Genomic DNA, 24,952 nt, shown 5'->3' on the forward strand with positions numbered 1-24,952 from the left:
AGATACAAATGTATAATTAAGTAGGGTATGAAGTTTATAAAATTTTATAGAAAAGTTATATAATTTACGTTTTTCAGGATTTTGATGCTTTTTTATGTCGGTATTACATTAGGATGTTTTGTTTGGAGAAAAGCGCTGAAGCCACGATTTGATTGCTTAAAATATCTTCCATCTCAAAAAGGTTCTCTTCTTCAATATAATTTGCTTCGGAATAATTATATAATTTCCAACGTTTTTTGTTGTATTCCAATGCTGTTAAGTTTTCAACCCAATCTCCAGAATTCAAATATAAAGTTGACCCGTTTTTAGTTTCTTGATGAATCATTTTTGGTTCATGAATATGCCCGCATATAACATAATCATATTTTTTTTCGATGGCTAATTCAGTTGCCGTTTTCTCAAAATCAGAAATGTGTTTTACCGCTTTTTTTACACTTGCCTTTATTTTTTTAGAAAAAGAATACGGCTCTCTTCCTATTTTGGATAAACACCAATTGACAAATCGGTTTGAAAGTATTAAATAATCATAGCCTAAACCACCAAGTTTGGCAATCCATTTTGAATGTTGCACTGAGGCATCAAAAACATCACCGTGAAATATCCAGGCCTTTTTGTCATCGAGATTTAAAACTAACTTGTCTACTAATGCGAAATTACCCATATTCATATCGCTAAATTTTCGGAGCATTTCATCATGATTTCCTGTGATGTAGTAAACCTTTGTCCCTTTGGATGCAAAACTTATAATTTTTTGTATGACTTTTAAATGTGCTTTTGGAAAATAGGATTTTCGAAACTGCCATACATCTATAATATCACCATTTAATACTAGCGTTTTAGGTTTTATAGAAGATAAATAATTATAAAGTTCTTTAGCATGACTACCAAAAGTTCCAAGGTGTACATCAGAAATCACCACTAACTCGACTTTTCTTTTTTTCAATGTATTTGAATTTGAAGTTTACCAAATTAATAGAATTATTAGCAATAGAAATGGAATTAAAGGTTAAGAAATCTAAGACAAGATTAAATTAATATCAATAAATGTGAAATGTTTCTTAAAACTTTATCCCGAAATTTCGGGATAAGCTTTTAAACTTTAAACTAAAATGGTACTTTTGTTCAAAACTAATTATAATGGCAGGAAATAGCTACGGAACACTATTTAGAATAACAACTTTTGGAGAATCACATGGTGAAGCATTAGGTGGTATAATAGATGGTTGCCCTCCTGGAATAACTATAGATTTAGATGCAATTCAATTTGAAATGTCAAGAAGAAAGCCGGGACAATCGGCTATAGTTACCCAACGTAAAGAGCCGGATGATGTACAATTTTTATCCGGAATATTTGAAGGTAAAACCACTGGAACACCCATAGGTTTTATTATTCCTAATACCAATCAAAAATCAGACGATTACTCTCATATAAAAGATAATTACAGACCCAGCCATGCTGATTATGTGTATGAAAAAAAATATGGTGTTCGTGATTACCGCGGTGGCGGAAGAAGTTCTGCCCGTGAAACGGCTAGTAGAGTAGTGGCTGGAGCGGTAGCAAAACAAATGCTGTCAGAAATAAAAATCAATGCTTACGTTTCTTCTGTAGGTCCAATTTTTTTAGAAAAACCATACCAAGAATTAGACTTTTCAAAAACTGAAAACAATCCTGTGCGTTGCCCTGATGAAGCTTCAGCGGTAATTATGGAGGAATATATCCGTGATATTCGCAAACAAGGTGACACTGTGGGTGGAACTGTAACCTGTGTGATTCAAAATGTGCCTATTGGTTTAGGAGAACCTGTTTTTGATAAGCTTCATGCTGAATTGGGAAAAGCCATGCTTTCAATCAATGCCGTAAAAGGATTTGAGTTTGGAAGCGGTTTTGATGGAGCTAGAATGAAAGGAAGTGAACATAATGATTTATACAATCCTGACGGTACTACTAAAACCAATCTTTCAGGTGGGATTCAAGGTGGAATCAGTAACGGAATGGATATTTATTTCCGTGTGGCTTTCAAACCTGTGGCAACCATTATGCAAAAACAAGAATCATTGGATAACAAAGGAAATATTACTGAAATGACTGGAAAGGGACGACATGATCCTTGTGTTGTGCCGCGTGCAGTGCCCATAGTTGAAGCAATGGCAGCCATTGTATTAGCTGATTTTTATTTGATAAACAAGACCTATTAATATTAATTTTTGAAGCTTTTCCTGCTTTACACTTTATTTTTCCTTGCTTGGCAGCAAACAAGAAAAAGATAGTATTGTAAAGAAAATTCACTGAAGGCCTATAAAGTTGAGTGAAGTAACGGGTTAAGACCAAAACCTAACAATCAATTTAATGAACACCAAAACAACTAAAAAACCATCTTTTTTTTCAGGATTAACGGGACAAATATTAATTGCGATGGTTTTAGGTGCTATTTTAGGCATTGTAATTCATAATTCCATTTCGCCAGAAGCAGCTCAAGGCTTCAGTGCAAAAATTAAAATCTTGGCAACAATTTTCATTCGATTAGTTCAGATGATTATTTCGCCTTTAGTTTTTACAACACTTGTTGTGGGAATTGCAAAACTGGGAGATATTAAAGCTGTTGGAAGAATTGGAGGAAAAGCAATGGGTTGGTTTTTTACAGCTTCATTCATCTCTTTATTATTGGGAATGTTTTTTGTAAACATACTTGAACCGGGAGTTGGTCTTAATTTATCAAATGTTGATTTAGCTTCTGTTTCTGAAGTTACTGCAAAAACTCAAAATATATCTTTTGAAAATTTTATTGAGCATATTGTGCCTAAAAGTATTTTTGAAGCAATGGCGACCAATGAAATTTTACAAATTGTGATTTTTTCTATTTTCTTTGGTTTAGCCGCAGCATCATTGGGAGATTATGTTAAGCCAGTTACAAATGCTTTAGATAAAACATCTCACATTGTTCTTAAAATGGTGAATTATGTAATGAAATTTGCTCCAATAGGGGTTTTTGGAGCCATTGCAGGAGTTTTCGCAGTAAGAGATTTTCAAGAATTAGCGATTACCTATTTCAAATTTTTTGGTTCATTCTTAGTTGGAATTTCATCACTTTGGTTGGTATTAATTGTGGTGGGTTACATTTTTCTAAAAAGCAGAATGACTGTTTTACTTAAAAGAATTGTAAGTCCTTTGATTATTGCTTTTGGGACAACCAGCAGTGAAGCGGTTTTTCCAAAATTGACAGAGGAATTAGAACGTTTTGGAGTAAAAGACAGAATCGTTTCTTTCATGTTGCCATTAGGTTATTCATTTAATCTAGATGGGAGTATGATGTACATGACTTTTGCCAGTATTTTTATTGCTCAAGCTTATGGTATTGATTTAGATTTAGGAACACAAATGACCATGCTTTTAGTTTTGATGCTTACCAGCAAAGGAATTGCAGGTGTTCCAAGAGCAAGTTTAGTTGTAGTTGCAGCTACTTGCGGTATGTTTGATATTCCAATTGAAGGAATCGCATTAATTTTACCCATAGATCATTTTTGTGATATGTTCCGTAGTGCAACAAATGTTTTAGGAAATGCCTTAGCTACATCAGTTGTAGGACAATGGGAAGGTAATGATGAAAATGAAACTGTAGCTTCAGAATAGTTATTACGTACGTTTTCCAATAAATAACATCTATAACCTGCTCAATTAATTGAGCAGGTTTTTTTTGGATTTAAAAATTCAGACTTTTAATTGTTTCTTATTTTAAAGATAATATTGCTGTTTTTAAAAAATGTGCTTATTCAATTTTATTTTAATAGATAATATGCACTTATTCCCCTTTTTTTTATTAATAAAATGTATATTTGATAAACTCTAATTGTTTATGTATCATTTACGTATTGTTTTATCGCTATTGTTTGTATTAAATTGTTTTAGTGATAATTCAATTGCTCAAACAAAAACATATTCTAAGCAAGAAATCACTAACCTTACTGACGAAGCTTCCCGATACTTAAAGGAGTCTAATTTTGAGAAATCTCTGGATATTTCTAAATTGGCACTTCGTTCCTCCATTAATGCTAATGATTTATATTCAACAGCCATTTCCTATATTACAATTGCGGCAAATTATGCTGAGATGGCTGAATTTGATAAAGCAATATTCTTCTATAACAAGAGTTTATCCTATGCTGATAAGACGAGTAATGACACATTAAGAAAGAGGATAAATAATAATTTAGGAAATATCTATTGTTTTGAGAAAAAGCAATATGAAAAAGGCATAAATTTTTACGAAAACTCTCTTAAATACAGTCAGAAATTAGCAGATACCAACCAGGTTTTTATGACTAAACTTAATATTGCTTGGGCTTATTTTGATATTGGTCTGTTTGAAAAAGGTTTCCCAAGTTTAGAATTCATCAACAAATACAATAAAAAATATGGTGATGAAACAAACGCTGTAGCTTTAAACATGCTAAATGGAATGTATTATGGTTACAAAGGAGTCCATGATAAAGCAACATTATCTTTTATCTATGCTATAAAATTTGGAAATGAAGGAAATGAAAAATCAGATTTATCTTTTTCATATCTTGAATACTCAAAATATTTATTGAAGAAAGGTGATTATAAAAATGCCTATGAAAATCTCGCCCGTTACAACATAATTACTGACGAACTATATAACGAGGAAAAAATTAAGAAAGCTAATTTAGCCGGGATAAATTTAGAATTAGATGAATACAAAAGAGAGATAGATAAAATTGAAACGGAGAAAGTGGCTCAGCTTCAAAGTTTAAGGAAATCAAAAATCATTGTATTGCTATTTGGAGTAGTTTTTTGCTTTCTGTTATTATTGCTTTATACTTTATTCAAGAATAATAATTTTAAGAAAAAAGCCAATGAGAAGCTTTCTCAAACAAATATAGAATTGCTGGCTGCCAAAGAAAAAGCAGAAGAAGCGTCTATATTAAAATCACAATTTGTCTCTACAATCAGTCATGAATTAAGAACTCCTTTATACGGTGTAGTAGGAATTACTAACATGCTGCTTGATGAGCATAAAGAGTTAGCTCATAGTCCACATCTGAGTTCTCTTAAATTTTCAGCCCGATATTTATTATCATTAGTGAATGATATTCTGCAAATTAATAAAATTGAAGACAATAGAATTGTTCTTGAAAATTTAACTTTTAATATTTCTGATGAAATTAATATGGTTAAAAGTTCATTATCATTTATAGCTAAAACGAATGATAATGTAGTTCATGTGAATGTTGATCCTAATATTCCGGAATATTTAATTGGTGATAAGTTAAGACTTTCTCAAATCATTATGAATTTAGTCAGTAATGCATTGAAGTTTACAAAAAAAGGAGAAGTAAGCATAAATGTAAACTTGGTTAGAGTAGAAGGTAAATCCCATTTTTTAGAATTTAAAATTCAAGACAACGGAATAGGAATTCATGCTACAGATCAGGAAAAGATTTTTGATAAATTTGTTCAGGTTAGCAGGAAAGATACTGATTACCAAGGAACTGGTTTAGGTCTTTCTATTGTAAAGCAAATGTTAGGATTGTTTGACAGCGATATTTCACTCGAAAGTGCCATAGGAAAGGGTACTTCATTTAAATTTATTATTGCATTTGAATTTAATCCAGAGCGAACAACTGAAATTATCAATAACATTCAAGTCGATATGAGTTCAACCCAAACCGTTAATGTTTTAGTAGTAGAGGATAACCATATAAATCAGGTTATTACCAGAAAAACGATTGAAAAGAACAACTATAAATGTAGTGTTGTTGACAATGGTTACGCCGCATTAGAAATATTAGAAAAAGAGAATTTTGATGTGATATTAATGGATATTAATATGCCTTTAATCAATGGTTTTGAAACCACAAGAAAGATCCGTCTTAAAGGTATTGGCATACCCATTGTAGCATTGACGGCATTTGATAAAACAGAAATAACGGAAGAAGCTCTTTCAGCAGGAATCAATGATATCATCATAAAACCTTTTGATTCGATTAAATTATTTGAAATCATCAGTATTCTAATATCAAAACCTAAAAGTATCGCTTAATTTATTTTTATATAATCCTGTTTTAAAAATTGTTTGATGAGGAATTTTGATAGATTTTGTATAAAATTAAAATCGTTAAATCTTCAAAACCAATTACTGATTCCAAGGATTTAACGATTTTTAAGGCGTTATCTAATAACTACTATTGAATACTATTTATTTGATAGCTATAGTTTTATTTGCTTTTTTCTTGCCAATTTCTTTTTTGGCAATGTCCACATGCAAAATTCCATCTTTATAACTGGCTTCAACTTTACTTTCATCAATATATTCAGGTAAAGTAAAAGTTCGGCAGAATGATTGATAATTAAATTCTTTTCGGACGTAATTATCTTTTTTTCTTGTTTCTTCTTTCTCTTCCTTTTTTTCGGATGAAATCATAAGCATATTGTTGTCAATTTCAACTTTGAAATCTTCTTTTTTCATTCCCGGAGCAGCTAATTCCACTTGCAATTTATCATCAGTTTCTTTTAAATTCACTGAAGGTAAATTACTGCCAATAGCAGTAAAATTTTTATCATTCCAATCAAAAAGATCTCTTGAAATAAAATCATCGAAAAATGTATTCACAGTGGGAAATAAACCGTTTCTTTTTACTAAAGTTTCCATAGTTTTATGTTTTAATTGTTTGAAATAAGTTGAATCAAATTTAATGATATTATTTATTTACAAATATTATTTAACTTATAAAACGTTGAAAATAAGATATTTAACGATAAAATACCTTTTTAATTTAAACTTAAAAAGGTATTTCTTACGGATGAAAACAAGTATTAAATATTTTTAATACCAGCGTTTTTTGTTTTGTTTAGAAACTTCTGATTTTCTCGATTTGTGAGCTCCACCGCTTCGGTTTGAATTTTTTTGTTGGGTTCCAGGAGCAGTTTCTGGACTTCCTGAATGCCAAGGATAAGGATGATCATTTACGATTTTTACATCCACTTTTATTAGTTTTTGGATGTCTTTCCAATAAGTATGCTCGTCTTTACTGCAAAAAGAGATTGCAATACCGCCATTTCCAGCACGACCTGTTCTACCAATGCGGTGAACATACGTTTCTGGAATGTTTGGTAAGTCAAAATTGATTACAAAAGGCAATTGGTCAATATCAATTCCTCTGGCTGCAATATCAGTAGCGACCAAAACGCCAACTTCTTTATTTTTGAAAGCATCCAAAACGCGTTGTCTTGCATTTTGTGATTTGTCACCGTGAATGGCTTCTGCGGCAATATTGTTTTTTCGTAATGCTTTTACAACATTATCAGCACCATGCTTGGTTCTTGAAAAAACCAAAACATCGGATAGATTTTCATTTTTAATTAAATGATATAGTAAGTTCCTTTTTTCTGTTTTGTCAACAAAATAAACGCGTTGTTCTACATTTTCAGCAGTTGAAGATACAGGAGAAACGGTTACTGTTGCAGGATCAGTCAAAAACATTTCAGCTAATTCTCGTATTGCAATTGGCATTGTAGCAGAGAAAAACAATGTTTGTCTGTTTTTTGGCGTAAGCTTTACAATTTTCTTTACATCATTCACAAAGCCCATATCCAGCATTTGATCCGCTTCGTCAAGAACTAAAGTGTGTAAATGGTCTAAATCAATAAAACCCTGTTTGTGTAAATCTAGTAGTCTTCCTGGTGTTGCAATCAAAATATCGACACCGTTCTTTAAGGTGTCTACTTGTGGATTTTGTGAAACTCCACCAAAAATGGTAAGCTGTGTCAGGTTTGTATATTTTCCGTAAGTATCAAAGCTTTGTCCTATTTGAACAGCTAATTCACGGGTTGGAGTAACAACTAAAGCACGAATTTGTTTGGCTTTTTTTGAAGAACCTACAATTCGATGCAATTGATGTATAATCGGAATAGCAAATGCGGCTGTTTTTCCAGTTCCAGTTTGTGCGCAACCTATTAAATCTCTTCCTGATAATACAATTGGGATAGATTGTTCTTGAATAGGTGTTGGGTTAAGGTAGCCTTGTTCAAATACGGCTTTTTGTATACTTTTTGAAAGTGATAAATCTTCGAATAACATATTTTTGGTATTTAATATCCTGTATTATGTACATAGATAGTGCGACAAAGATAGTATTATTATTTTTGATGGTGGATTACAAGGTATTTAGGGGTACAACTTGTAGATTTTGAATTTAGAAATTCATCAATAAAATAAACTAAATAGTATTAGATTTAATAAAATCAGTTACTAAATATCCTATAAGTTTACCTATCAGATGATTGTTTTTTTCTTCGCCTAAATCTGGTGCGCCTTCGCAAATATGCAAATAGGTCGCATTTTTATTTTTTGCAAAATAGGATATAAATTGGCGCAGTTGCTCCACTGAGAAACCACTCAAAGTCATTGCGCTACAAGCTATATTAGGAATGGAATCCAGATCTATCTCAATTCCAAAAAAATCTTCATTTATAAACTCTAAAGCTAGAGCCATTTCTTGATTGAAATCTTTTTCTTTTCTAATGTTTACGCTATCATAAGTATTGTAGCGCACACGGTCTTCTATTTTTTTAATGATGTCCAATACACTTTTGGAAGTGTAATTTTCGTGCAAGCCAAAAATAAAATATTTCTTTAAAAAACCTTCTTCAAAAGCATATGAAAAACCATTACCGCTGTGACGTCCTTCTAAAATTCTAAAATCGGAATGAGCGTCAAAGTTTATAGCATTGATAGGTTTTCCTTTAGCAAGAGCGGTTCCTTTGATATTTCCATAGGAATTATTATGTCCGCCACCTATAATTATAGGAATTTTGCCCAGTTTTATAATATTGAAAATTATATGAGAAACATCTTTATCAATTTTTTCTACCAGTTGGCTTAATTTAGATCGATCATCAATATCATTAAAATCCAAATGTTCTACTTCTTTCATTTCGGCACTAACATTCAATTGTCCTAATACGAAAAGTTGACTTCCTTTACAAAATCGATTATGCTGAATATTAGCGATACTTTTAATGGCGCTATCCCATGCTGATGCTGCACCAGGCCTGCCATAATTAGCTCTTATGCCTATATCTTCCGGAATTCCAAACAATACATATTTTGCGTCGCAAGTCTTTAAAAACTCAATAGCATCGGTCTCTTTTGGAACAGTTATCATTTTCTCTCCAAATTTTATTTCACCACTTCTATGGTTCGTAATTTTTGCAAGATCTTTGATGGTAAACGGGATAATTTTTTCCATTAAAAAAAATATTTTTTTTCCAAAAATAATATAATTACGTTAACTTACGTTATTACGTGGTTATATATTGTTAAATTTGTAAAATAAATTAAATTAAATTAAAAGATGGAAAATCAAAAAAGCAGTTCAAGTCTTAAAGCGGTTATAGCAGTATTAGCTATTTTATTAGTGGGAAGTTTAGTTTATATTTTTAAAATGACTTCAGATACCGAAATCGTTAAAACAGAATTGAAAACGACATTAACTGAGAAAGAATCAGTTATGAAAGATTTACAAGAATTAAAATCAACCTATGATGCTGCAATTGCAGAAAACACATCTATGTCTGAAGAGTTAATTCAAGAAAGAGATAAAGTGGTAAACTTAATGTCTGATTTAAGTAAATCGAAAGGGGATGTAGCTTCATTATCGAAATACAGAACTCAATTCAATGCTTTGCAAGGAAATATGAAAGTTTTAATTGCTGAAAATGACAACTTAAAAAAGGCAAATACAACACTTACTACTCAACGTGATAGTACAGTTGTAGTATTAGGAGAAACTAAAAAGAATGTTGAAGCATTGACAGGTCAAAATGAAGAATTGGCTAAAGCGGTTGAAATCGGTTCAAAATTGACGGTTTTAAACACTAGAGGTTCTGCTTTTAAATTAAGAAGTTCAGGAAAACAAATTGAAACTGATAAAGCAAGCAGAGCTGATGTTCTTAGAGTTAATTTTACAATAGCTGAAAACCAAATTGCTAAATCTGGTGATAAAACATATTATGTTCAAGTAATAGACAGTAAAAACAATGTTTTAGGCGATAAAAAAACAGAGACTTTTGGAGACAATACTTTAACATATAGTTTTTTAACTAATGTAAAATATGAAAACAAAACAATCAATGTTACTGAAGATTTAAGAGGTAAAGATTTTGCTAAAGGGACTTACTACATCAATATTTTCGATAGAGATATATTAGTTTCTAAAACAAGTTTTGTTTTAAGATAAAAACAATAGTTGACGTAATAAAAAAGAGGAAAGTAATGTTCCTCTTTTTTTATGCGAAAATTTCACCTTCTATCAATACAGTATCAATTAGATTACTGCCAAAAGCGTACGGCAATTGATAATAGGAGGGGATAGGTTTTGTAATTATGAGGTTTGCTTTTTTACCAATGGTTATGCTTCCGTGGGTTGCTGAAATTCCCATGGCATAAGCTCCGTTTATTGTAGCCGCATTTATGGCTTCTTCGGGAGTCATTTTCATTTTGATGCACGCAGTAGCAACAACAAAGTTCATATTTCCTGATGGAGTTGAACCTGGATTGTAATCAGTGGCAAGAGCTAGAGGAAGTCCGGCAGTTATCATTTCTCGTGCCGGCGTATATGGAATACTCAAAAAATAAGAACAGGATGGTAACGCTACAGGCATTGTTTCTGTATTTTTTAAAGCTTCAATATCTTCTGTTGTCATAACTTCTAGATGGTCAACTGAAAGTGCATTGTATTTAATTCCAGCCTGAATTCCGCCAATAGAGTTGAATTGATTGACATGTATTTTTGGCTTTAAGCCAAATTTAATCCCAGCTTCCATGATTTGTTGGGTTTCATCAACAGTAAAATAACCGGTTTCACAAAATACATCTATGAATTCTGCCAGTTTATTTTTGGCAATTTCAGGTAGTATTTCGTTAATGATTAAATCTATATATCCTTGATGATTTCCTTTAAATTCTAATGGGAAAGCGTGAGCACCCAAAAAAGTTGCTTTAATAGTTATTGGGTAGTTTTGCGCTAAACGTTGAATCACGCGAAGCATTTTTAATTCTCCTTCAACTGTTAATCCATATCCTGATTTGATTTCTACAGCGCCAGTTCCTAAACGCATGACTTCTTCAAGCCGTGCTTTGGATTGATCGTAGATTTCTTCTTCATTAGCTTCATTGAGTTTTTTAGCAGAATTTAAGATTCCGCCACCACGATTGGCAATTTCCTCATAGGTCATACCATTGATTCGATCGACGAACTCTTGTTCTCTATTGCCGGCATAAACAATATGGGTATGACTGTCACACCAAGATGGTAAAACCATTTTTCCGGTGGCATCAATTGTTTTGTCAGCAGGTATTTGAGGTAGATTATCCATAGAGCCAAAATCAGCAATTAAATTGTCTTTAATTACTAAAAAGGCATTTTTGATAGTTGGAAGAATTGCCATTTCAGCACCGGAAACTTTAGCTATAGCCGTTTCCCGAACCTGCAGTAACTCTTTTATATTGATAATTAACGTTGTCATTTTATATGATAATTACTCTGAAATTTTGATTTCAAACATTTTATTCCAGTTTTTACCGGTAACAAAAATGGTTTTTGTTTTTGGGTTGTAAGCAATTCCGTTTAAAACGTCAGTATCTTCTAATTTAGCAATTTTTGTAGTCAAATCTGCAAGATTGATTATTCCCTCGACAGCCCCATTTTTAGGATTGATGACAGCAATTGCATCTTTTTGGTACACATTTCCATATATTTTTCCGTTAATCCATTCCAGTTCGTTCACCCCCTTTACTTTAGATTTTAAAGAGTAAACATTGATATGGTCAATCGCATTGAAAGTTTCAGGATTTAATACATGTATCGTTTCAGAACTATCAGTCATATATAAGTTTGTACCATCATTGACTAAACCCCAGCCTTCCATATTTTTGTAATATGGAACTGTTTTTTCTTTTTTGAAAGTATCTGCATTATAAACATACGCTTCATTATTTTTATACGTCAATTGATATACTTTGTTGTTTAGAATTGTAATTCCTTCGCCAAAATATTGAGCATCTAGTTCTACTTTCTTATAAACTTCCCCAGTTTTATAATTTGTTTTTCTTAAGCTGGAAATTCCTCTTTTTCCAGATGGACCTGATCCGTTTCCTGTACCTTCATAAAGCGTATCACGGTAAAATTCTAATCCTTGAGTGTACGCTTGAATATCGTGCGGATATGTATTTACGATGGTATACTTCAATAATTTTGGCGCAATATTAGATACTAATTCTACTCTTGCGGTCGCTTCTGAGTTTTGTCCCTCATAATAAACTAAAGCCTTTAGGTTTTGATAGCCTAGTTTTTGATCTTTTAATTCAAAAGTTAATTTGTCAACTCCTTTTTTTGAACCAATTTTTTTGTCATTCACATAGTAAATAATACTGTCAATAGTTTTTGAATTGGAGTTCAAAATTTCCAAAGAAAGTGCTTCTTGAGGTTGGTATTGTTCCTTAAATTTTGAATTATCAAAGGTAAATAAAGAATTTTCACCTTTTTTTGTATCACCACAGTTAACGAATAAGGTTCCTAATAAAATGATAGATAGTATGTTATAATTTTTCATAATGTAAAATTTGAATACCCCAATATACAACGTTATTTTAATAGGTGCAAAGCACTTGCAAAAATATAAAAAGGTTGTATATTTGCACCGGCAAGTCCTACACGACCAGCTCCTGCAGACTCCCCCAGGATGGGAACATAGCAAGGGTACGTGGTTGAGCGGTGCGATGTAGGTCGCTTGCCATTTTTTATTTCTTACAAAAGTAGTCTTCCTTCGGGAGGATTTTTTTATTTTTGGACTATTCTAACTGAAGTTGGGTTTAGCTTTTTGTAGTTGTACAAGATGTCAAAAACTTTAGACTTTAAACCTTAAACAAAATAAATGAATAAAGTAGTTCTAATTACAGGAGGTTCTTCGGGAATAGGGAAATCTATTGGCGAATTTTTGCATCAAAAAGGTTTTGTTGTTTATGGAACCAGCAGAAATCCGGAAAGAGTTTTAAATTCTGTTTTTCCATTGGTAGCTTTAGATGTTCGGGATGCAGATTCTATTCATACGGCTGTAGCCAAAGTAATTGCTATTTCAGGAAGACTGGATGTTGTAATTAACAATGCCGGTGTGGGAATTACAGGACCATTGGAAGAAATTCCAATGCATGAAATCAAGAACAATTTTGAGACTAATTTTTTTGGTCCAATTGAAGTGATGAAAGCTGTTTTACCACAAATGCGTTCGCAAAAATCAGGATTGATTATCAATATTACTTCAATTGCCGCGTATATGGGCTTGCCATACCGAAGTGTTTATTCAGCTTCCAAAGGCGCTCTTGAACTCATAACGGAAGCGTTACGTATGGAAGTGAAATCCTTTGGTGTTCATATTACGAATGTGGCTCCGGGTGATTTTGCTACTAATATTGCTTCGGGACGTTATCATGCTCCGGTTATAAAAGGTTCTGCTTACGAAATTCCGTACGGGGATTCACTAAAAACTATGGATGAACATGTTGATAGTGGCAATAATCCTAATGAAATGGCAGAAGCGGTGTATAAAATTATCCAAACTCCAAATCCTAAAATTCATTATAAAGTAGGTGTTTTTATGCAAAAGTTCTCGATTGTCTTGAAGAGAATTTTACCTGATAAAGTATATGAAAAAATGCTTATGAATCATTATAAGTTGTAATTTTGCACCGAATTTTAGTAGCGTGAGATTAAGAGGAGAACGCTAGTGGCTGTCAAGTATTTGAATTTACGTATGCATGAGGGATTGTAGCGGCATCCTTTTTTGTGGCGCTGTGCAAAGCAAAAGCGGAACAAAAAAGATACAGCGAAAAGCCCGACCCGAAGTTTTTTACGAAGGGTCATGCCCAAATTATAAAACACACAATTAAATAGATATATTATGAAGTTTTTTATTGACACGGCTAATTTAGCTCAAATTAAGGAAGCACAAGCATTAGGCGTTTTGGATGGTGTTACAACTAATCCATCATTGATGGCAAAAGAAGGAATCACAGGTAAAAACAGCATTTTGAAACATTACGTTGACATTTGTAACCTAGTTGATGGTGATGTAAGTGCCGAAGTAAATGCTTTGGATTACGAAGGAATGGTTAAAGAAGGAGAGGAATTAGCTGATTTACATGAGCAAATCGTAGTGAAATTACCTATGACTAAAGAAGGAGTTATGGCTGCTAAATACTTTTCGGATAAAGGAATTAAAACGAATGTAACTTTAGTATTCTCTGCTGGTCAAGCTTTATTGGCTGCAAAAGCTGGAGCTACTTATGTTTCTCCGTTTATTGGTCGTTTAGATGATGTATCTACAGACGGTTTGGCTTTGATTGAAGAAATTAGATTGATTTATGATAACTACGGTTATGAAACTCAAATTCTTGCTGCTTCAGTTCGTCACACGATGCATATTGTAAACTGTGCAAAAATTGGTGCTGATGTTATGACTGGACCATTATCTGCCATTTACGGTTTATTGAAACACCCTTTGACTGATATTGGATTGGCACAGTTTGTTGCTGATTTCGAGAAAGGAAATAAATAGATTTGAGATTGCAGATTGCTTCGCCTGTTCGCCTTTCAGCCTCGGGTAACGATTTTTGATTTGAGATTTCGGTAAATAAAAACTCCCATTATGCTTAGCAAAATGGGAGTTTTTTTATTGGTTTGGTTTTGGTTAGTTTGTGTTGAAATTAGTGTCCTCCACCAACTTCTATTTCTTTTCCTATTCCTTGTTTTTCTAAAATTCCAATTACTTTCCAACCATAGAATGCTATGAATGCAAAACACAAAACTGGAATGAAATAAGAAGGATGAATTCCAATGATATCAGCAAGTTTTCCTTGTAACGGTGGGATAATTCCACCACCTAAAATCATCATTACCAAGAATGCAGATCCTTGTGATGTATATTTTCCTAATCCGGCAATTGCCAATGAGAAAATACAAGGCCACATGATACTTAAAAATAAACCACCACTCATAAAAGCAAAAATAGCAATTGTACCAGTAGTGAATAAACCAATAATCATGGCAGCCATACCCATTAAACCAAAAATCATTAAGGTTCTTGATGGTTGATCTTTCCCTAAAAAGAAACCTGCAATTTGGAATAAAATTACAAATGCGTAAGCATATAAAGGTGTAACATCTTGTCCAGAAATTGCATTAGCAGTCAATACCACTCCAAATGCTACATAAGGAACAACGATAAGTAAAATTTTTCTTAATTGAGATGATGGATTAAAAACGGTGATAGCTCCAGCCCAACGACCAATCATTAAACTTCCCCAATACATAGACATATAAGGTGCTAATGCTGGTCCAGAAATAGAACCAAAATCAGCAGTTACCAATAATTCTCCAAGATTACTTCCAATAGTTACTTCGACACCAACGTAAGCGAAAAGCGCTAACATTCCCAAAACTAATTGTGGATATTTCATAGCACCCCAACCTTCAGGATTTTTTTGTGCCGTAGTATTGGCAAAAAACAAACCGATAACTACAACTAGCAATGTAGACACAGTTAAGGCTAAACCTAAATAATCCTTTTCTTTATTCTCGATGAAACGAGTGATAAATTCAGAATCTTCATAACGAGAAAATATATAAGCAAAAATAGCTACTAGAATTGCTGTGATAGCAATTAGCGTTTTCATTGCTTTGCTGGCTGTTTCAAAAGTAGAGTCACTTTTACCCGCTGGCAATTTTTTAGAAAAATGGAATAATGCTGCAGCTAATAAAAATAAACCTCCAACAAATACATATAATATTCTCATTGAATCCAATGAGTTTTCTTTTTGAGCAAATTCTTCAATATTTACTCCGGCAACAACACCAAACAAGGCAATAGAAACAACTATTGGTCCTATTGTAGTTCCTAATGAATTGATTCCTCCAGCAAGATTCAATCTGCTTGAAGCAGTATGTGCTTCTCCTAAAGAAGCAGCAAATGGTTGTGCAGAAGTTTGTTGTAGTGAAAAGCCTAATGCAACTATAAATAAAGCTCCTAAAATAAATAAATAACTTCCCTGTGTTACAGCTAAGATCATTAATACAGCTCCAAATGTACTAATCAATAGTCCGTAAATAATTCCTTTCTTGAATCCCCAAGCATTTAAAATGTCCTTTTTTGCGATGCTGCTAAAAATAAATAAGAGTAATGCTCCAATATAATATGCTCCGTAAAAAGCAAAATCTATAAGTTGACTTTGAAATTGATCTAAGCCAAACTTGGCTTTACAAAAAGGGATAAAAATACCGTTTGATGCTCCAATAAATCCCCAAAAGAAAAATACGGTAATGAGCGTATAAAGTGCGGAATTGTTAGACTTTGTTTGTTCTGAATTCATAATTTTAAATTGGTTAATGATTAAGTTAATTACTTTTATAGCTGCAAGACCGTAAATATATTTGTTAAGTAAATTAAAAAAAAATTATTTAGAATAAATATTGTTAGAATTATAGAATAATCACTTTTTGTTAAAAAACGATGCTTTTTTTTCGAAGTTTTTGCTTTTTCAAATAAAAATATTGAAACTGAATTTACTCTAAAATTTTACTTTTTACATCTTTGGTGTAATTTCTACCAATTGGTAGCGTGTAAGAAAGGATTTGTATCCTGTTGCCTTCAATTGATTTTACTTTATCAATGGCTATAGTGTACGATTTATGGATGCGCATGAACCTATCAGCAGGTAATTCTTCGGATAAAGAGGTCAATGATTTGTGGGTAATATAAGTTTTATCGGTTGTAACTACTTTTATGTATTCCTTCATTCCTTCAATAAACAGGATTTCATCGATGGTTATTTTGACCATTTTCTTATCTACTTTGATAAAAATATGTGGCTCAATTTTATGCGGTTCAATTTTAATATTGTTTTTTAAATTGAAATCGGCTTCAATTTTATGAATGCATTTTATAAATCTTGGTAAGGGTATTGGTTTTACTAAATAGTCTAAAACATCTAAATCGTAACTTTCGGCAGCAAACTCTCTAAAGGCGGTCGTGATAATAATTTTGGTCTTGTATTCTATCAATCGAATCAATTCAAAACCGGTCATCATTGGCATATTAATATCTAAAAAAACAGCATCGACAGAGTTGCTGTTTATAAATTCTAGAGCTTCCAGTGCATTATTGAATGTACCAGTAATTTCAAAGTCGGCAAAATTATTAAAATAATTCTGCAATACTTTCATGGCTAATGGTTCGTCGTCAATCAAAACACATTTAATCTTCATTAGATAGCGGTATTTGTAAGCGGATAATATAAAAATTGAACTTTACCTGTTGTTCTAATTTATATTCTTTCTTGAAAATTAACTTTAATCTCTTCTTAGTATTCGTTAATCCAATTCCTTTTTTTTCTTTAAAATCTGGTGAAAGTACAAAATTATTCAGCATTTCAAAATCAAGTATGGATCCATCAATAATTTTACAATTTATCTTTATTTTAATATTGTTATTATTTACTCCACCGTGTTTAAAGGCATTTTCCACAAAAGAAATCAGCAGTAATGGCGGTACTTTGACTTCATCAATGTTTGATTTCAGGTTTATACTTACCTCTACATTTTCAAAACGGAGTTTTTCAATTTCAATATAATTTTGAATATAATCTATTTCGTTTATTAATGGTACAAATTTAGTGTCTTCGATATCATATAATACATATTCCATCAATTTTGACAACTTAATAATTACATCGGGAACTTTATTTGAAGATTCCAGTGACAATGCGTATAAATTGTTCAGGGTATTGAAGAAAAAATGAGGCTGAATCTGATTCTTTAAATACTTGAGTTTCATCTTGGATTGATTCTCAATTATGGCTCTGTTACGTTCTCTTTCTTTGAGCCAAATTTGGGTAAGATAAATGGATGAAGCAATCGCCACAACATATAATTCACCAATGCAAACAGCTACAATATGATTGATGTCGAATGGTTTGTAGTCTCTATTAGCTTCTGGCCAAATATCCTCAGAAATAATGTAATAGGTTAATCCTGTTTTTAATAAGTAGATGATCATTAAACTAAAAAGCAAAGCAACCGTATACTTATAATATTTTGATGTTAATATATAGCGGGGAATAAGAATAAATAAATTGAAATAGACTAATGGAATATGTAGCGAGAATTCTAAAACATTAGATTTAAAAGAATATTCATAATCATTGAAATACGCTCCCCATCGTAGAAAGTTCATTAAAAAAAACAATCCCCAAAACCAAAAATGATTTTGAAGTTTGCTATCGAATTTTTCCTCGTTGGTATGCTTCATTTTTTGTTGGAATTATCTTTTGGAGTAACCATTTTTAAAGAAAGTGATTTTTATGGAACTTAAATCATTTGACACTAAAAATCTTTTTAAATAAAATATCAAAAATATGCAAATTGATAAGAAAAACTCATAATTGTTACGGATGAAAAACGCGTTGTTGACAAAATTGTGTCGTTGGTTTAAAATAAGCTACCGTTGGTATAAATTATTTTCTCAGGAAAAGCGTTTTATTTAATTTTATACTTAGATTAAAACAATTAATATCAACGAAGTAATTAAATCGAATAAATAAAAATAAAATGAAAAGTGCTTTAGAAATTAAACCTGACATCAGCTATAAAAGTGCCGGTAAATTTGAAGAAACGAGATTTGAAAAAATCCACAATGAAATTTTTAAAAACTCAGTAGAAGCATCTATAATTGTCGCTCAGGAAATTGCACGGCTAATTAGATCCAAACAAGAAGAAAATAAACCTTGTGTTCTGGGTTTAGCTACTGGATCCTCACCTATAAAAGTGTACGAAGAACTAGTTAGAATGTATAACGAAGAAGGACTTAGTTTTAGTAATGTAATCACTTTTAATTTAGATGAATATTATCCAATGACAAAAGAGAATAATCAGAGCTATCATTATTTCATGTATCAGCATCTTTTTAATCATATAGATATTAAGCCTGAAAATATTCATATTCCAGACGGAACAGTAGCCATTGAAGAGCTGAATCAATATTGCATTGATTATGAAATGAATATTAAAAATGCTGGAGGACTCGATTTTCAATTATTAGGAATTGGTCGTACAGGTCACGTAGGCTTCAATGAGCCTGGGTCTCACATCAATTCAGGAACTCGAATAATTACTTTGGATCATATTACAAGAGTAGATGCTTCCTCAGATTTTAATGGTATTGACAATGTTCCTAAAAGAGCAATTACCATGGGAGTTTCAACTATTCTAAGATCTAAAAGGATTGTACTAATGGCTTGGGGCCAAAATAAAGCTGATATTATAAAGAGAACTATTCAGGGAGATATCAGCTCTGAAGTTCCGGCTACATTTTTGCAAAATCATACTAATGCAACTTTCGTTTTAGACCAATCGGCTGCTTCTGAATTAACGCGATTCAAAACACCATGGTTGGTTGGAGAATGCATTTGGACTCAAGAATTAAAAAGCAAAGCAATTGTTTGGCTTTGCCAAAAAACAGACCAATCTATTTTAAAACTAACTGACAGAGATTACAATAATAATGGAATGTCTGATCTTTTGGCTCAAGAAGGCTCGGCTTACGATTTGAACATAAACATGTTCAATGTGTTGCAACATACGATAACTGGATGGCCGGGAGGAAAGCCTAATACGGATGATACGTATAGACCGGAAAGGGCTACTCCAGCTAAAAAGAGAGTTATCCTTTTTAGCCCGCATCCAGATGATGATGTAATTTCTATGGGAGGAACTTTTTCAAAATTAATAAAACAAGGACATGATGTTCATGTAGTATATCAAACTTCTGGGAACATAGCCGTTACTGATGATGAAGCTTTAAAATTTGCCGAAGTTTGTAACGATTTTATTGGTGCGGATGAAACTAAAATTAATTTCAAAGCAGTTATCAATTTTCTAAATAATAAAACAGAAAACCAAATTGACTCTCTTGAAGTTAGAAAATTAAAAGGACTTATTAGACGCCGTGAATCCTACGCAGCCACAAGATACATAGGATTGAAAGATGAAAATATTCATTTTTTGGATATGCCTTTTTACGAAACCGGACAAATAAAGAAAAATCCAATAGGCGAAAAAGATGTAGCTTTAGTGGCGGCTATTATTGCCAAAATAAAACCACATCAAGTTTTTGCAGCAGGAGATTTGGCGGATCCACATGGTACCCACGAAGTTTGTCTGAATGCTATTTTTGCGGCTATGAAGCAATTAAAGCCAGAGAAATACATGGATGATTGTTGGCTGTGGTTGTACAGAGGTGCTTGGCATGAATGGGATATTCACGAAATAGATATGGCAGTTCCTTTAAGTCCTGACGAAGTTTTGTTAAAAAGACATGCTATTTTATACCATCAATCTCAAAAAGACAGGGTGATGTTTCAAGGAAACGACTCCAGAGAATTTTGGGTAAGAGCTGAAGATCGTAATAAGAATACCGCAAAATTGTATGATAATCTAGGTCTTGCGGAGTATGAAGCTATCGAAGCTTTCAAGCGTTTCGACTATTAAAAATTAACTTTATAAACGGACAAAAAAATATGAAATTCATTCTAATCCTATTATTCTCTGCTTTTGTTTCTAATGCTCAAATACAAAAAGAACAATTAGATCTGATGCCGTGGCCTCAAAATGTAAATTTGACTGCCGGTACTTTTGCTTTAAGCAAAGGATTTAAAGTAAATATTACCGGTAATCCAAATCCTCGAATTTTTGTAGGTGCAACTAATTTTTTACGAAGATTAGACGGTAGGACGGGTTTGTTTTTTGAGCAGGGTTTTTCGACAAAAATTAACGAATATCCAGAGGCTCAATTACAAATTAGTTGTGTTCGCAGTGGAAAAATAGGATTGTATGAAGATGAAAGTTACCAACTGAGTATTGATTCCAATAAAATAACAATCAATGCCACATCTGATTTAGGTGCTTTGCATGGTTTGGAGACTTTATTACAATTACTGCAAAATAGCAGTACATCATATTATTTTCCGACAGTTGAGATTATAGATTCACCAAGATTTACCTGGAGAGGATTGATGATAGATGCAGCAAGACATTTTCAGCCTGTAGCAGTAATCAAAAGAAATCTGGACGCTATGGCTTCCATGAAAATGAACGTTTTTCATTGGCATTTAGTAGATGATCAAGGGTGGCGAATAGAAATGAAAAATCATCCAAAGTTTACAGAAATGGCTTCAGATGGAGAGTTCTATACTCAAGAAGAAATCAAGAATATTGTAAAATATGCCGGAGATAGAGGAATTATGGTTGTTCCTGAAATTGATGTTCCAGGCCATGCATCTGCAATACTTGCCGCTTATCCGGAAATAGGCAGTAAAGTGGTGGATTTACAATCGAATTCAGTTGAGAGTAAAAAGCAAAGTATTGCAATTGCAAATTATGCAGTTGAAAGAAGATCAGGAATCTTTGATGCAACATTAGACCCAATAAATCCCAAAACGTATCAATTGTTAGGTGAAATTTTTGATGAAGTTTGTCCTTTATTTCCAGGGGATTATTTTCATATTGGAGGTGATGAAAATAATGGAAAAGAATGGGATGCAAATCCTAAAATTCAAGAATTCAAGAAGAAAAATAAACTGGCCAATAATCATGATTTGCAAACCTACTTTAACATGAAGCTGGTTCCAATGTTAAAAAAGCATAACAAAAAATTAATGGGATGGGAAGAGATAATGACTGAGAACATGTCTAAAGATGCTATTATTCATGCCTGGAGAGGAACGAATGAAGGTCTTGCTTCTGGAGGATCATTAATAAAAGCAGCAAAAAGTGGCTTTAAAACAGTTTTATCAAATGGCTATTATATTGATTTAATGCTTGGTGTGGAGAAACATTATTTGAATGACCCGATACCCAAGAACAGTATTCTGACTCCGGAAGAAAAAGCCAGAATATTGGGTGGAGAAGCAGCAATATGGAGCGAGCTAGCAACACCTTTAAACATAGACTCAAGGATTTGGCCTCGAACAGCTGCTATTGCGGAACGATTGTGGTCTTATGAAAATGTTACCGACATGAATAGCTTACGCAAAAGATTGAAAACGATTTCATTTAGATTAGAAGAACTTGGAATTACACATTTAAGAAATAAAGAAGTGATTTTGAGAAATATTAGTAATAATCAAAAAATTGAGGCACTGAATGATTTTTCGAATGTTTGTGAACCGTTGAAAAATTATACCCGTAATGGTGGAGGAAAAAAATATCGAATGCATTCTCCGTTGACTTTATTTGCAGATGCATGTACTGCAGATGCATTAGATGTTTTTGATTTTGATACTGCAGTGAAAAACTATTTAGAAAATAAAAGTCAAGAAAATCAAATTTTGGTGACCAATTTTTTTAGAAAATGGATTGCTATGAATGCTGACTTAATTAGTTTAAGTGCTAATGCTCCGCTGGTGCAACCGCTTTTACCATTGTCAAAAAGTTTAAATGATTTATCACAACAATTGTTACTCGTAATAGAGAATAAACAAACGGTAAACCCAACTATTTTGAATGATTTATTAGAACAATGTAATTCTAAAAAGAATGCTGATGTAGAATTAGCAGTTTACAATAGTTTAAAAAAGTTAATTTAAGTTTTAAATCGATATAAAATATTAGTTTCTTTTCTATTTGATTAATGGTTTGTTTTAAGAAAATTATTATTGCAATCCTGACAGGTCTGATTCTGACAGGATTTTTTTTGATTAGCACTTTAATGTTAAGCAAATTACAATTGATAAAAATGTATTTTCCGAATAAAAAAAAATCAGTATTTTTTTCGTATTTTTGCAAAAATTTTATAAAAATAATATTCATGTTAACAGTAAATAATTTATCAGTTCAGTTTGGCAAACGAATTTTGTTTGACGAAGTAAATACTACCTTCACACACGGTAATATATACGGAGTTATTGGAGCCAACGGCGCTGGAAAATCTACTTTTCTTAAAATAATTGCCGGTGAAATGGATCCTACATCTGGACATATTCATTTGGAACCAGGAAAACGTATGTCGGTTTTAAACCAAAACCATAATATGTTTGATGAGAGTACCGTTCTTGAGACTGTAATGATGGGGAATAAAACGTTGTATGCCATCAAAAAAGAAATGGATGCTTTGTATTTAGATTACAATGATTCAAATGCAGACAGAATAGGGGAATTGCAAGTGCAATTTGAAGAGATGAATGGTTGGAATGCTGATTCTGATGCTGCATCAATGTTATCAAATCTTGGAATTACTGAGGAACATCATTATACTTTAATGGGAGATCTTGAGGGTAAAATAAAAGTTCGTGTCCTTTTGGCGCAAGCACTTTTTGGAAACCCAGATTTGCTTATTATGGATGAGCCTACCAATGATTTGGATTTTGAAACCATCGCTTGGTTAGAAAATTTCTTGGCAAACTATGAAAATACAGTAATTGTTGTTTCTCACGACAGACACTTTTTGGATTCAGTTTGTACCCATATTTCGGATATTGATTTCAGTAAAATAAATCATTACTCAGGAAATTATACTTTTTGGTATGAATCAAGCCAATTAGCTGCAAAACAACGCGCACAACAGAATAAGAAAGCGGAAGAAAAGAAACAGGAATTAGAAGAATTTATCCGTCGTTTTAGTGCGAATGTGGCTAAATCAAAACAAGCTACTTCTCGTAAAAAAATGATTAGTAAGTTGAATATTTCTGAGATAAAACCATCAAGTCGTCGTTATCCTGCGATTATTTTTGACCAAGAACGTGAAGCTGGAGATCAAATTTTGAACGTACAAAATCTAAGTGCTTCAATAGATGGGGATGTTTTGTTTAAAGGAGTAGATTTGAATATGGCGAAAGGCGACAAAATCGTTCTTTTCTCAAAAGACTCTCGTGCTACAACTGCTTTCTATGAAATTTTAAATGGAAACCAAAACGCAGATTCAGGAACTTACGATTGGGGAGTCACTACAAATCAAGCGTATTTGCCAGTAGAAAATCATTCTTTTTTTGAGAGCGATTATTCCCTTGTTGACTGGTTACGTCAATGGGTGAAAACAGAAGAAGAACGTGATGAGGTTAATATTCGTAGTTTTCTTGGAAAAATGATTTTTTCAGGAGAGGAAGCTTTGAAAACTTGTAGAGTACTATCTGGAGGAGAAAAAGTACGTTGTATGTTGTCTCGAATGATGATGGAAAGAGCCAATGTCTTAATGCTTGATGAACCTACGAATCACTTGGATTTAGAGTCCATTACGGCCTTTAATAATTCATTGAAAAACTTCAAAGGATCAGTAATTTTTACTACTCATGATCATGAATTTTCTCAAACGGTTGCTAATAGAGTTATTGAATTGACTCCAAACGGAGCTATTGACCGTTACATGACGTTTGATGATTATCTTGATGATGAAAAAGTTCAGGAATTGAGAGCTAAGATGTATACAATATAAAAGTAATACAGTTTTTATTACAAAAAATCTCCCTCAATTTGGGAGATTTTTTTGTTAAATGGATATTCACTAAAATAATTAAATTATTTCTGTCTATTTTCTATTGAAAATTTTACTCACAATAAATGCGATAATAGCTAGCACTGCAACGACAATAAAAACACCTACGCCAACTCCCGCTTTAAATATACCTTCTATTATTGAACAACTTGTAAATGACACTAATACTACTAAAAGCATTAATATTCTGGTTAGTTTCTTTTGCATGATTTTTTTTCTTTAATTAGAGATATAAAAATACTAATTCAAGAGGCTAATTTGTTATATAATTTCTACTGTTTATTGTAAAATTTTTTAATAGTTTTAAAAAAAATCACAAAATGCACCTTTAAAAATATT

19 protein-coding genes and 1 other RNA gene are annotated in these 24,952 nt (G+C 32.4%); 10 read left to right on the forward strand and 10 right to left on the reverse strand.

Annotated elements, in window-relative coordinates; genetic code table 11:
- Positions 1 to 103: 103 nt before the first annotated feature.
- Positions 104 to 943, reverse strand: a complete 840-nt coding sequence (locus QLS31_RS09775; RefSeq protein WP_099715658.1) for a UDP-2,3-diacylglucosamine diphosphatase — start codon at positions 941 to 943, stop codon at positions 104 to 106.
- A gap of 194 nt (positions 944 to 1,137) precedes the next feature.
- Here QLS31_RS09775 and aroC point away from each other — a divergent pair, with 194 nt between their 5' ends.
- The 3 genes from aroC to QLS31_RS09790 all read left to right on the forward strand — a co-directional run bounded on the left by aroC (position 1,138) and on the right by QLS31_RS09790 (position 6,059).
- On the forward strand, positions 1,138 to 2,196 hold the full coding sequence (gene aroC, locus QLS31_RS09780) for a chorismate synthase (protein ID WP_282743694.1): 1,059 nt from the start codon (positions 1,138 to 1,140) through the stop codon (positions 2,194 to 2,196).
- Between the two features lie 151 nt (positions 2,197 to 2,347).
- Positions 2,348 to 3,628: a cation:dicarboxylase symporter family transporter gene (locus QLS31_RS09785; protein ID WP_099715656.1), complete on the forward strand. Its 1,281-nt coding sequence runs from the start codon at positions 2,348 to 2,350 to the stop codon at positions 3,626 to 3,628.
- Between the two features lie 223 nt (positions 3,629 to 3,851).
- Entirely contained in the window at positions 3,852 to 6,059 is a 2,208-nt protein-coding gene (locus QLS31_RS09790) for a response regulator (protein ID WP_282743695.1), read from the forward strand.
- A 156-nt stretch (positions 6,060 to 6,215) separates the two neighbouring features.
- Here the strand turns inward: QLS31_RS09790 and QLS31_RS09795 are convergent, their stop codons facing one another.
- From QLS31_RS09795 to QLS31_RS09805, 3 genes are all read right to left on the reverse strand, one after another.
- A complete protein-coding gene (locus tag QLS31_RS09795) occupies positions 6,216 to 6,668 on the reverse strand; it encodes an Hsp20/alpha crystallin family protein (protein WP_099715654.1) in 453 nt (150 codons plus the stop codon).
- A gap of 174 nt (positions 6,669 to 6,842) precedes the next feature.
- Entirely contained in the window at positions 6,843 to 8,096 is a 1,254-nt protein-coding gene (locus tag QLS31_RS09800) for a DEAD/DEAH box helicase (RefSeq protein ID WP_282743697.1), read from the reverse strand.
- A 139-nt stretch (positions 8,097 to 8,235) separates the two neighbouring features.
- The gene (locus QLS31_RS09805) at positions 8,236 to 9,267 is read right to left on the reverse strand and encodes a formimidoylglutamase (RefSeq protein ID WP_099715652.1); all 1,032 of its coding nucleotides are present in this window, start codon (positions 9,265 to 9,267) and stop codon (positions 8,236 to 8,238) included.
- Between the two features lie 105 nt (positions 9,268 to 9,372).
- Between QLS31_RS09805 and QLS31_RS09810 the strand changes: the two genes are divergently transcribed.
- Complete coding sequence (locus tag QLS31_RS09810) at positions 9,373 to 10,257, forward strand: hypothetical protein (RefSeq protein ID WP_099715651.1); 885 nt, start codon at positions 9,373 to 9,375, stop codon at positions 10,255 to 10,257.
- A gap of 49 nt (positions 10,258 to 10,306) precedes the next feature.
- Here the strand turns inward: QLS31_RS09810 and hutI are convergent, their stop codons facing one another.
- Both hutI and QLS31_RS09820 read right to left on the reverse strand, forming a co-directional pair.
- Positions 10,307 to 11,545, reverse strand: a complete 1,239-nt coding sequence (gene hutI / locus QLS31_RS09815; RefSeq protein WP_282743699.1) for an imidazolonepropionase — start codon at positions 11,543 to 11,545, stop codon at positions 10,307 to 10,309.
- A 12-nt stretch (positions 11,546 to 11,557) separates the two neighbouring features.
- Positions 11,558 to 12,631, reverse strand: coding sequence for a glutaminyl-peptide cyclotransferase (locus QLS31_RS09820; protein WP_282743700.1), 1,074 nt, complete (start codon positions 12,629 to 12,631; stop codon positions 11,558 to 11,560).
- 88 nt (positions 12,632 to 12,719) lie between these two features.
- On the opposite strand from QLS31_RS09820, the gene ffs reads away from it, so the two are divergent.
- From ffs to fsa, 3 genes are all read left to right on the forward strand, one after another.
- An RNA gene (gene ffs, locus QLS31_RS09825) (signal recognition particle sRNA small type) lies at positions 12,720 to 12,817 on the forward strand.
- 135 nt (positions 12,818 to 12,952) lie between these two features.
- Positions 12,953 to 13,756, forward strand: coding sequence for an SDR family oxidoreductase (locus QLS31_RS09830; protein WP_282743701.1), 804 nt, complete (start codon positions 12,953 to 12,955; stop codon positions 13,754 to 13,756).
- A 219-nt stretch (positions 13,757 to 13,975) separates the two neighbouring features.
- A complete protein-coding gene (fsa, locus tag QLS31_RS09835) occupies positions 13,976 to 14,632 on the forward strand; it encodes a fructose-6-phosphate aldolase (protein WP_099715647.1) in 657 nt (218 codons plus the stop codon).
- 148 nt (positions 14,633 to 14,780) lie between these two features.
- Here fsa and QLS31_RS09840 read toward each other — a convergent pair whose 3' ends face one another.
- From QLS31_RS09840 to QLS31_RS09850, 3 genes are all read right to left on the reverse strand, one after another.
- Entirely contained in the window at positions 14,781 to 16,442 is a 1,662-nt protein-coding gene (locus tag QLS31_RS09840) for an MFS transporter (protein ID WP_282743702.1), read from the reverse strand.
- Positions 16,443 to 16,635: 193 nt separating this feature from the next.
- Complete coding sequence (locus QLS31_RS09845; protein ID WP_099715645.1) at positions 16,636 to 17,337, reverse strand: LytTR family DNA-binding domain-containing protein; 702 nt, start codon at positions 17,335 to 17,337, stop codon at positions 16,636 to 16,638.
- Complete coding sequence (locus QLS31_RS09850) at positions 17,327 to 18,379, reverse strand: histidine kinase (RefSeq protein WP_282743703.1); 1,053 nt, start codon at positions 18,377 to 18,379, stop codon at positions 17,327 to 17,329. The genes QLS31_RS09845 and QLS31_RS09850 overlap by 11 nt, the downstream gene beginning before the upstream one ends.
- A 299-nt stretch (positions 18,380 to 18,678) precedes the next feature.
- On the opposite strand from QLS31_RS09850, the gene nagB reads away from it, so the two are divergent.
- The 3 genes from nagB (at position 18,679) to QLS31_RS09865 (ending at position 24,553) form a co-directional block, all read left to right on the forward strand.
- The gene (gene nagB / locus QLS31_RS09855; protein ID WP_282743704.1) at positions 18,679 to 20,616 is read left to right on the forward strand and encodes a glucosamine-6-phosphate deaminase; all 1,938 of its coding nucleotides are present in this window, start codon (positions 18,679 to 18,681) and stop codon (positions 20,614 to 20,616) included.
- 29 nt (positions 20,617 to 20,645) lie between these two features.
- Positions 20,646 to 22,712 carry a family 20 glycosylhydrolase gene (locus QLS31_RS09860; RefSeq protein WP_282743705.1) on the forward strand — a complete coding sequence of 689 codons (2,067 nt, stop codon included), beginning with the start codon at positions 20,646 to 20,648 and terminating at the stop codon, positions 22,710 to 22,712.
- A gap of 221 nt (positions 22,713 to 22,933) precedes the next feature.
- Positions 22,934 to 24,553: an ABC-F family ATP-binding cassette domain-containing protein gene (locus tag QLS31_RS09865; RefSeq protein WP_282743706.1), complete on the forward strand. Its 1,620-nt coding sequence runs from the start codon at positions 22,934 to 22,936 to the stop codon at positions 24,551 to 24,553.
- Between the two features lie 93 nt (positions 24,554 to 24,646).
- Here the strand turns inward: QLS31_RS09865 and QLS31_RS09870 are convergent, their stop codons facing one another.
- Positions 24,647 to 24,820: a hypothetical protein gene (locus tag QLS31_RS09870; RefSeq protein WP_282712687.1), complete on the reverse strand. Its 174-nt coding sequence runs from the start codon at positions 24,818 to 24,820 to the stop codon at positions 24,647 to 24,649.
- Positions 24,821 to 24,952: the final 132 nt, after the last annotated feature.

This window comes from Flavobacterium sp. XS2P24 (assembly GCF_030010285.1).
Taxonomy (GTDB): Bacteria; Bacteroidota; Bacteroidia; order Flavobacteriales; family Flavobacteriaceae; genus Flavobacterium; species Flavobacterium algoritolerans.

Bases quoted from the DNA above. Each gene is read 5' to 3' on its own strand.
- QLS31_RS09840 (WP_282743702.1), bottom strand. From the start codon at position 16,442: ATGAATTCAGAACAAACAAAGTCTAACAATTCCGCACTTTATACGCTC.
- QLS31_RS09865 (WP_282743706.1), top strand. From the start codon at position 22,934: ATGTTAACAGTAAATAATTTATCAGTTCAGTTTGGCAAACGAATTTTG.
- QLS31_RS09800 (WP_282743697.1), bottom strand. From the start codon at position 8,096: ATGTTATTCGAAGATTTATCACTTTCAAAAAGTATACAAAAAGCCGTA.
- nagB (WP_282743704.1), top strand. From the start codon at position 18,679: ATGAAAAGTGCTTTAGAAATTAAACCTGACATCAGCTATAAAAGTGCC.
- QLS31_RS09850 (WP_282743703.1), bottom strand. From the start codon at position 18,379: ATGAAGCATACCAACGAGGAAAAATTCGATAGCAAACTTCAAAATCAT.
- QLS31_RS09820 (WP_282743700.1), bottom strand. From the start codon at position 12,631: ATGAAAAATTATAACATACTATCTATCATTTTATTAGGAACCTTATTC.
- QLS31_RS09785 (WP_099715656.1), top strand. From the start codon at position 2,348: ATGAACACCAAAACAACTAAAAAACCATCTTTTTTTTCAGGATTAACG.
- QLS31_RS09845 (WP_099715645.1), bottom strand. From the start codon at position 17,337: ATGAAGATTAAATGTGTTTTGATTGACGACGAACCATTAGCCATGAAA.
- QLS31_RS09810 (WP_099715651.1), top strand. From the start codon at position 9,373: ATGGAAAATCAAAAAAGCAGTTCAAGTCTTAAAGCGGTTATAGCAGTA.
- QLS31_RS09805 (WP_099715652.1), bottom strand. From the start codon at position 9,267: ATGGAAAAAATTATCCCGTTTACCATCAAAGATCTTGCAAAAATTACG.
- QLS31_RS09795 (WP_099715654.1), bottom strand. From the start codon at position 6,668: ATGGAAACTTTAGTAAAAAGAAACGGTTTATTTCCCACTGTGAATACA.
- QLS31_RS09790 (WP_282743695.1), top strand. From the start codon at position 3,852: ATGTATCATTTACGTATTGTTTTATCGCTATTGTTTGTATTAAATTGT.
- aroC (WP_282743694.1), top strand. From the start codon at position 1,138: ATGGCAGGAAATAGCTACGGAACACTATTTAGAATAACAACTTTTGGA.
- QLS31_RS09830 (WP_282743701.1), top strand. From the start codon at position 12,953: ATGAATAAAGTAGTTCTAATTACAGGAGGTTCTTCGGGAATAGGGAAA.
- QLS31_RS09870 (WP_282712687.1), bottom strand. From the start codon at position 24,820: ATGCAAAAGAAACTAACCAGAATATTAATGCTTTTAGTAGTATTAGTG.
- hutI (WP_282743699.1), bottom strand. From the start codon at position 11,545: ATGACAACGTTAATTATCAATATAAAAGAGTTACTGCAGGTTCGGGAA.
- QLS31_RS09860 (WP_282743705.1), top strand. From the start codon at position 20,646: ATGAAATTCATTCTAATCCTATTATTCTCTGCTTTTGTTTCTAATGCT.
- fsa (WP_099715647.1), top strand. From the start codon at position 13,976: ATGAAGTTTTTTATTGACACGGCTAATTTAGCTCAAATTAAGGAAGCA.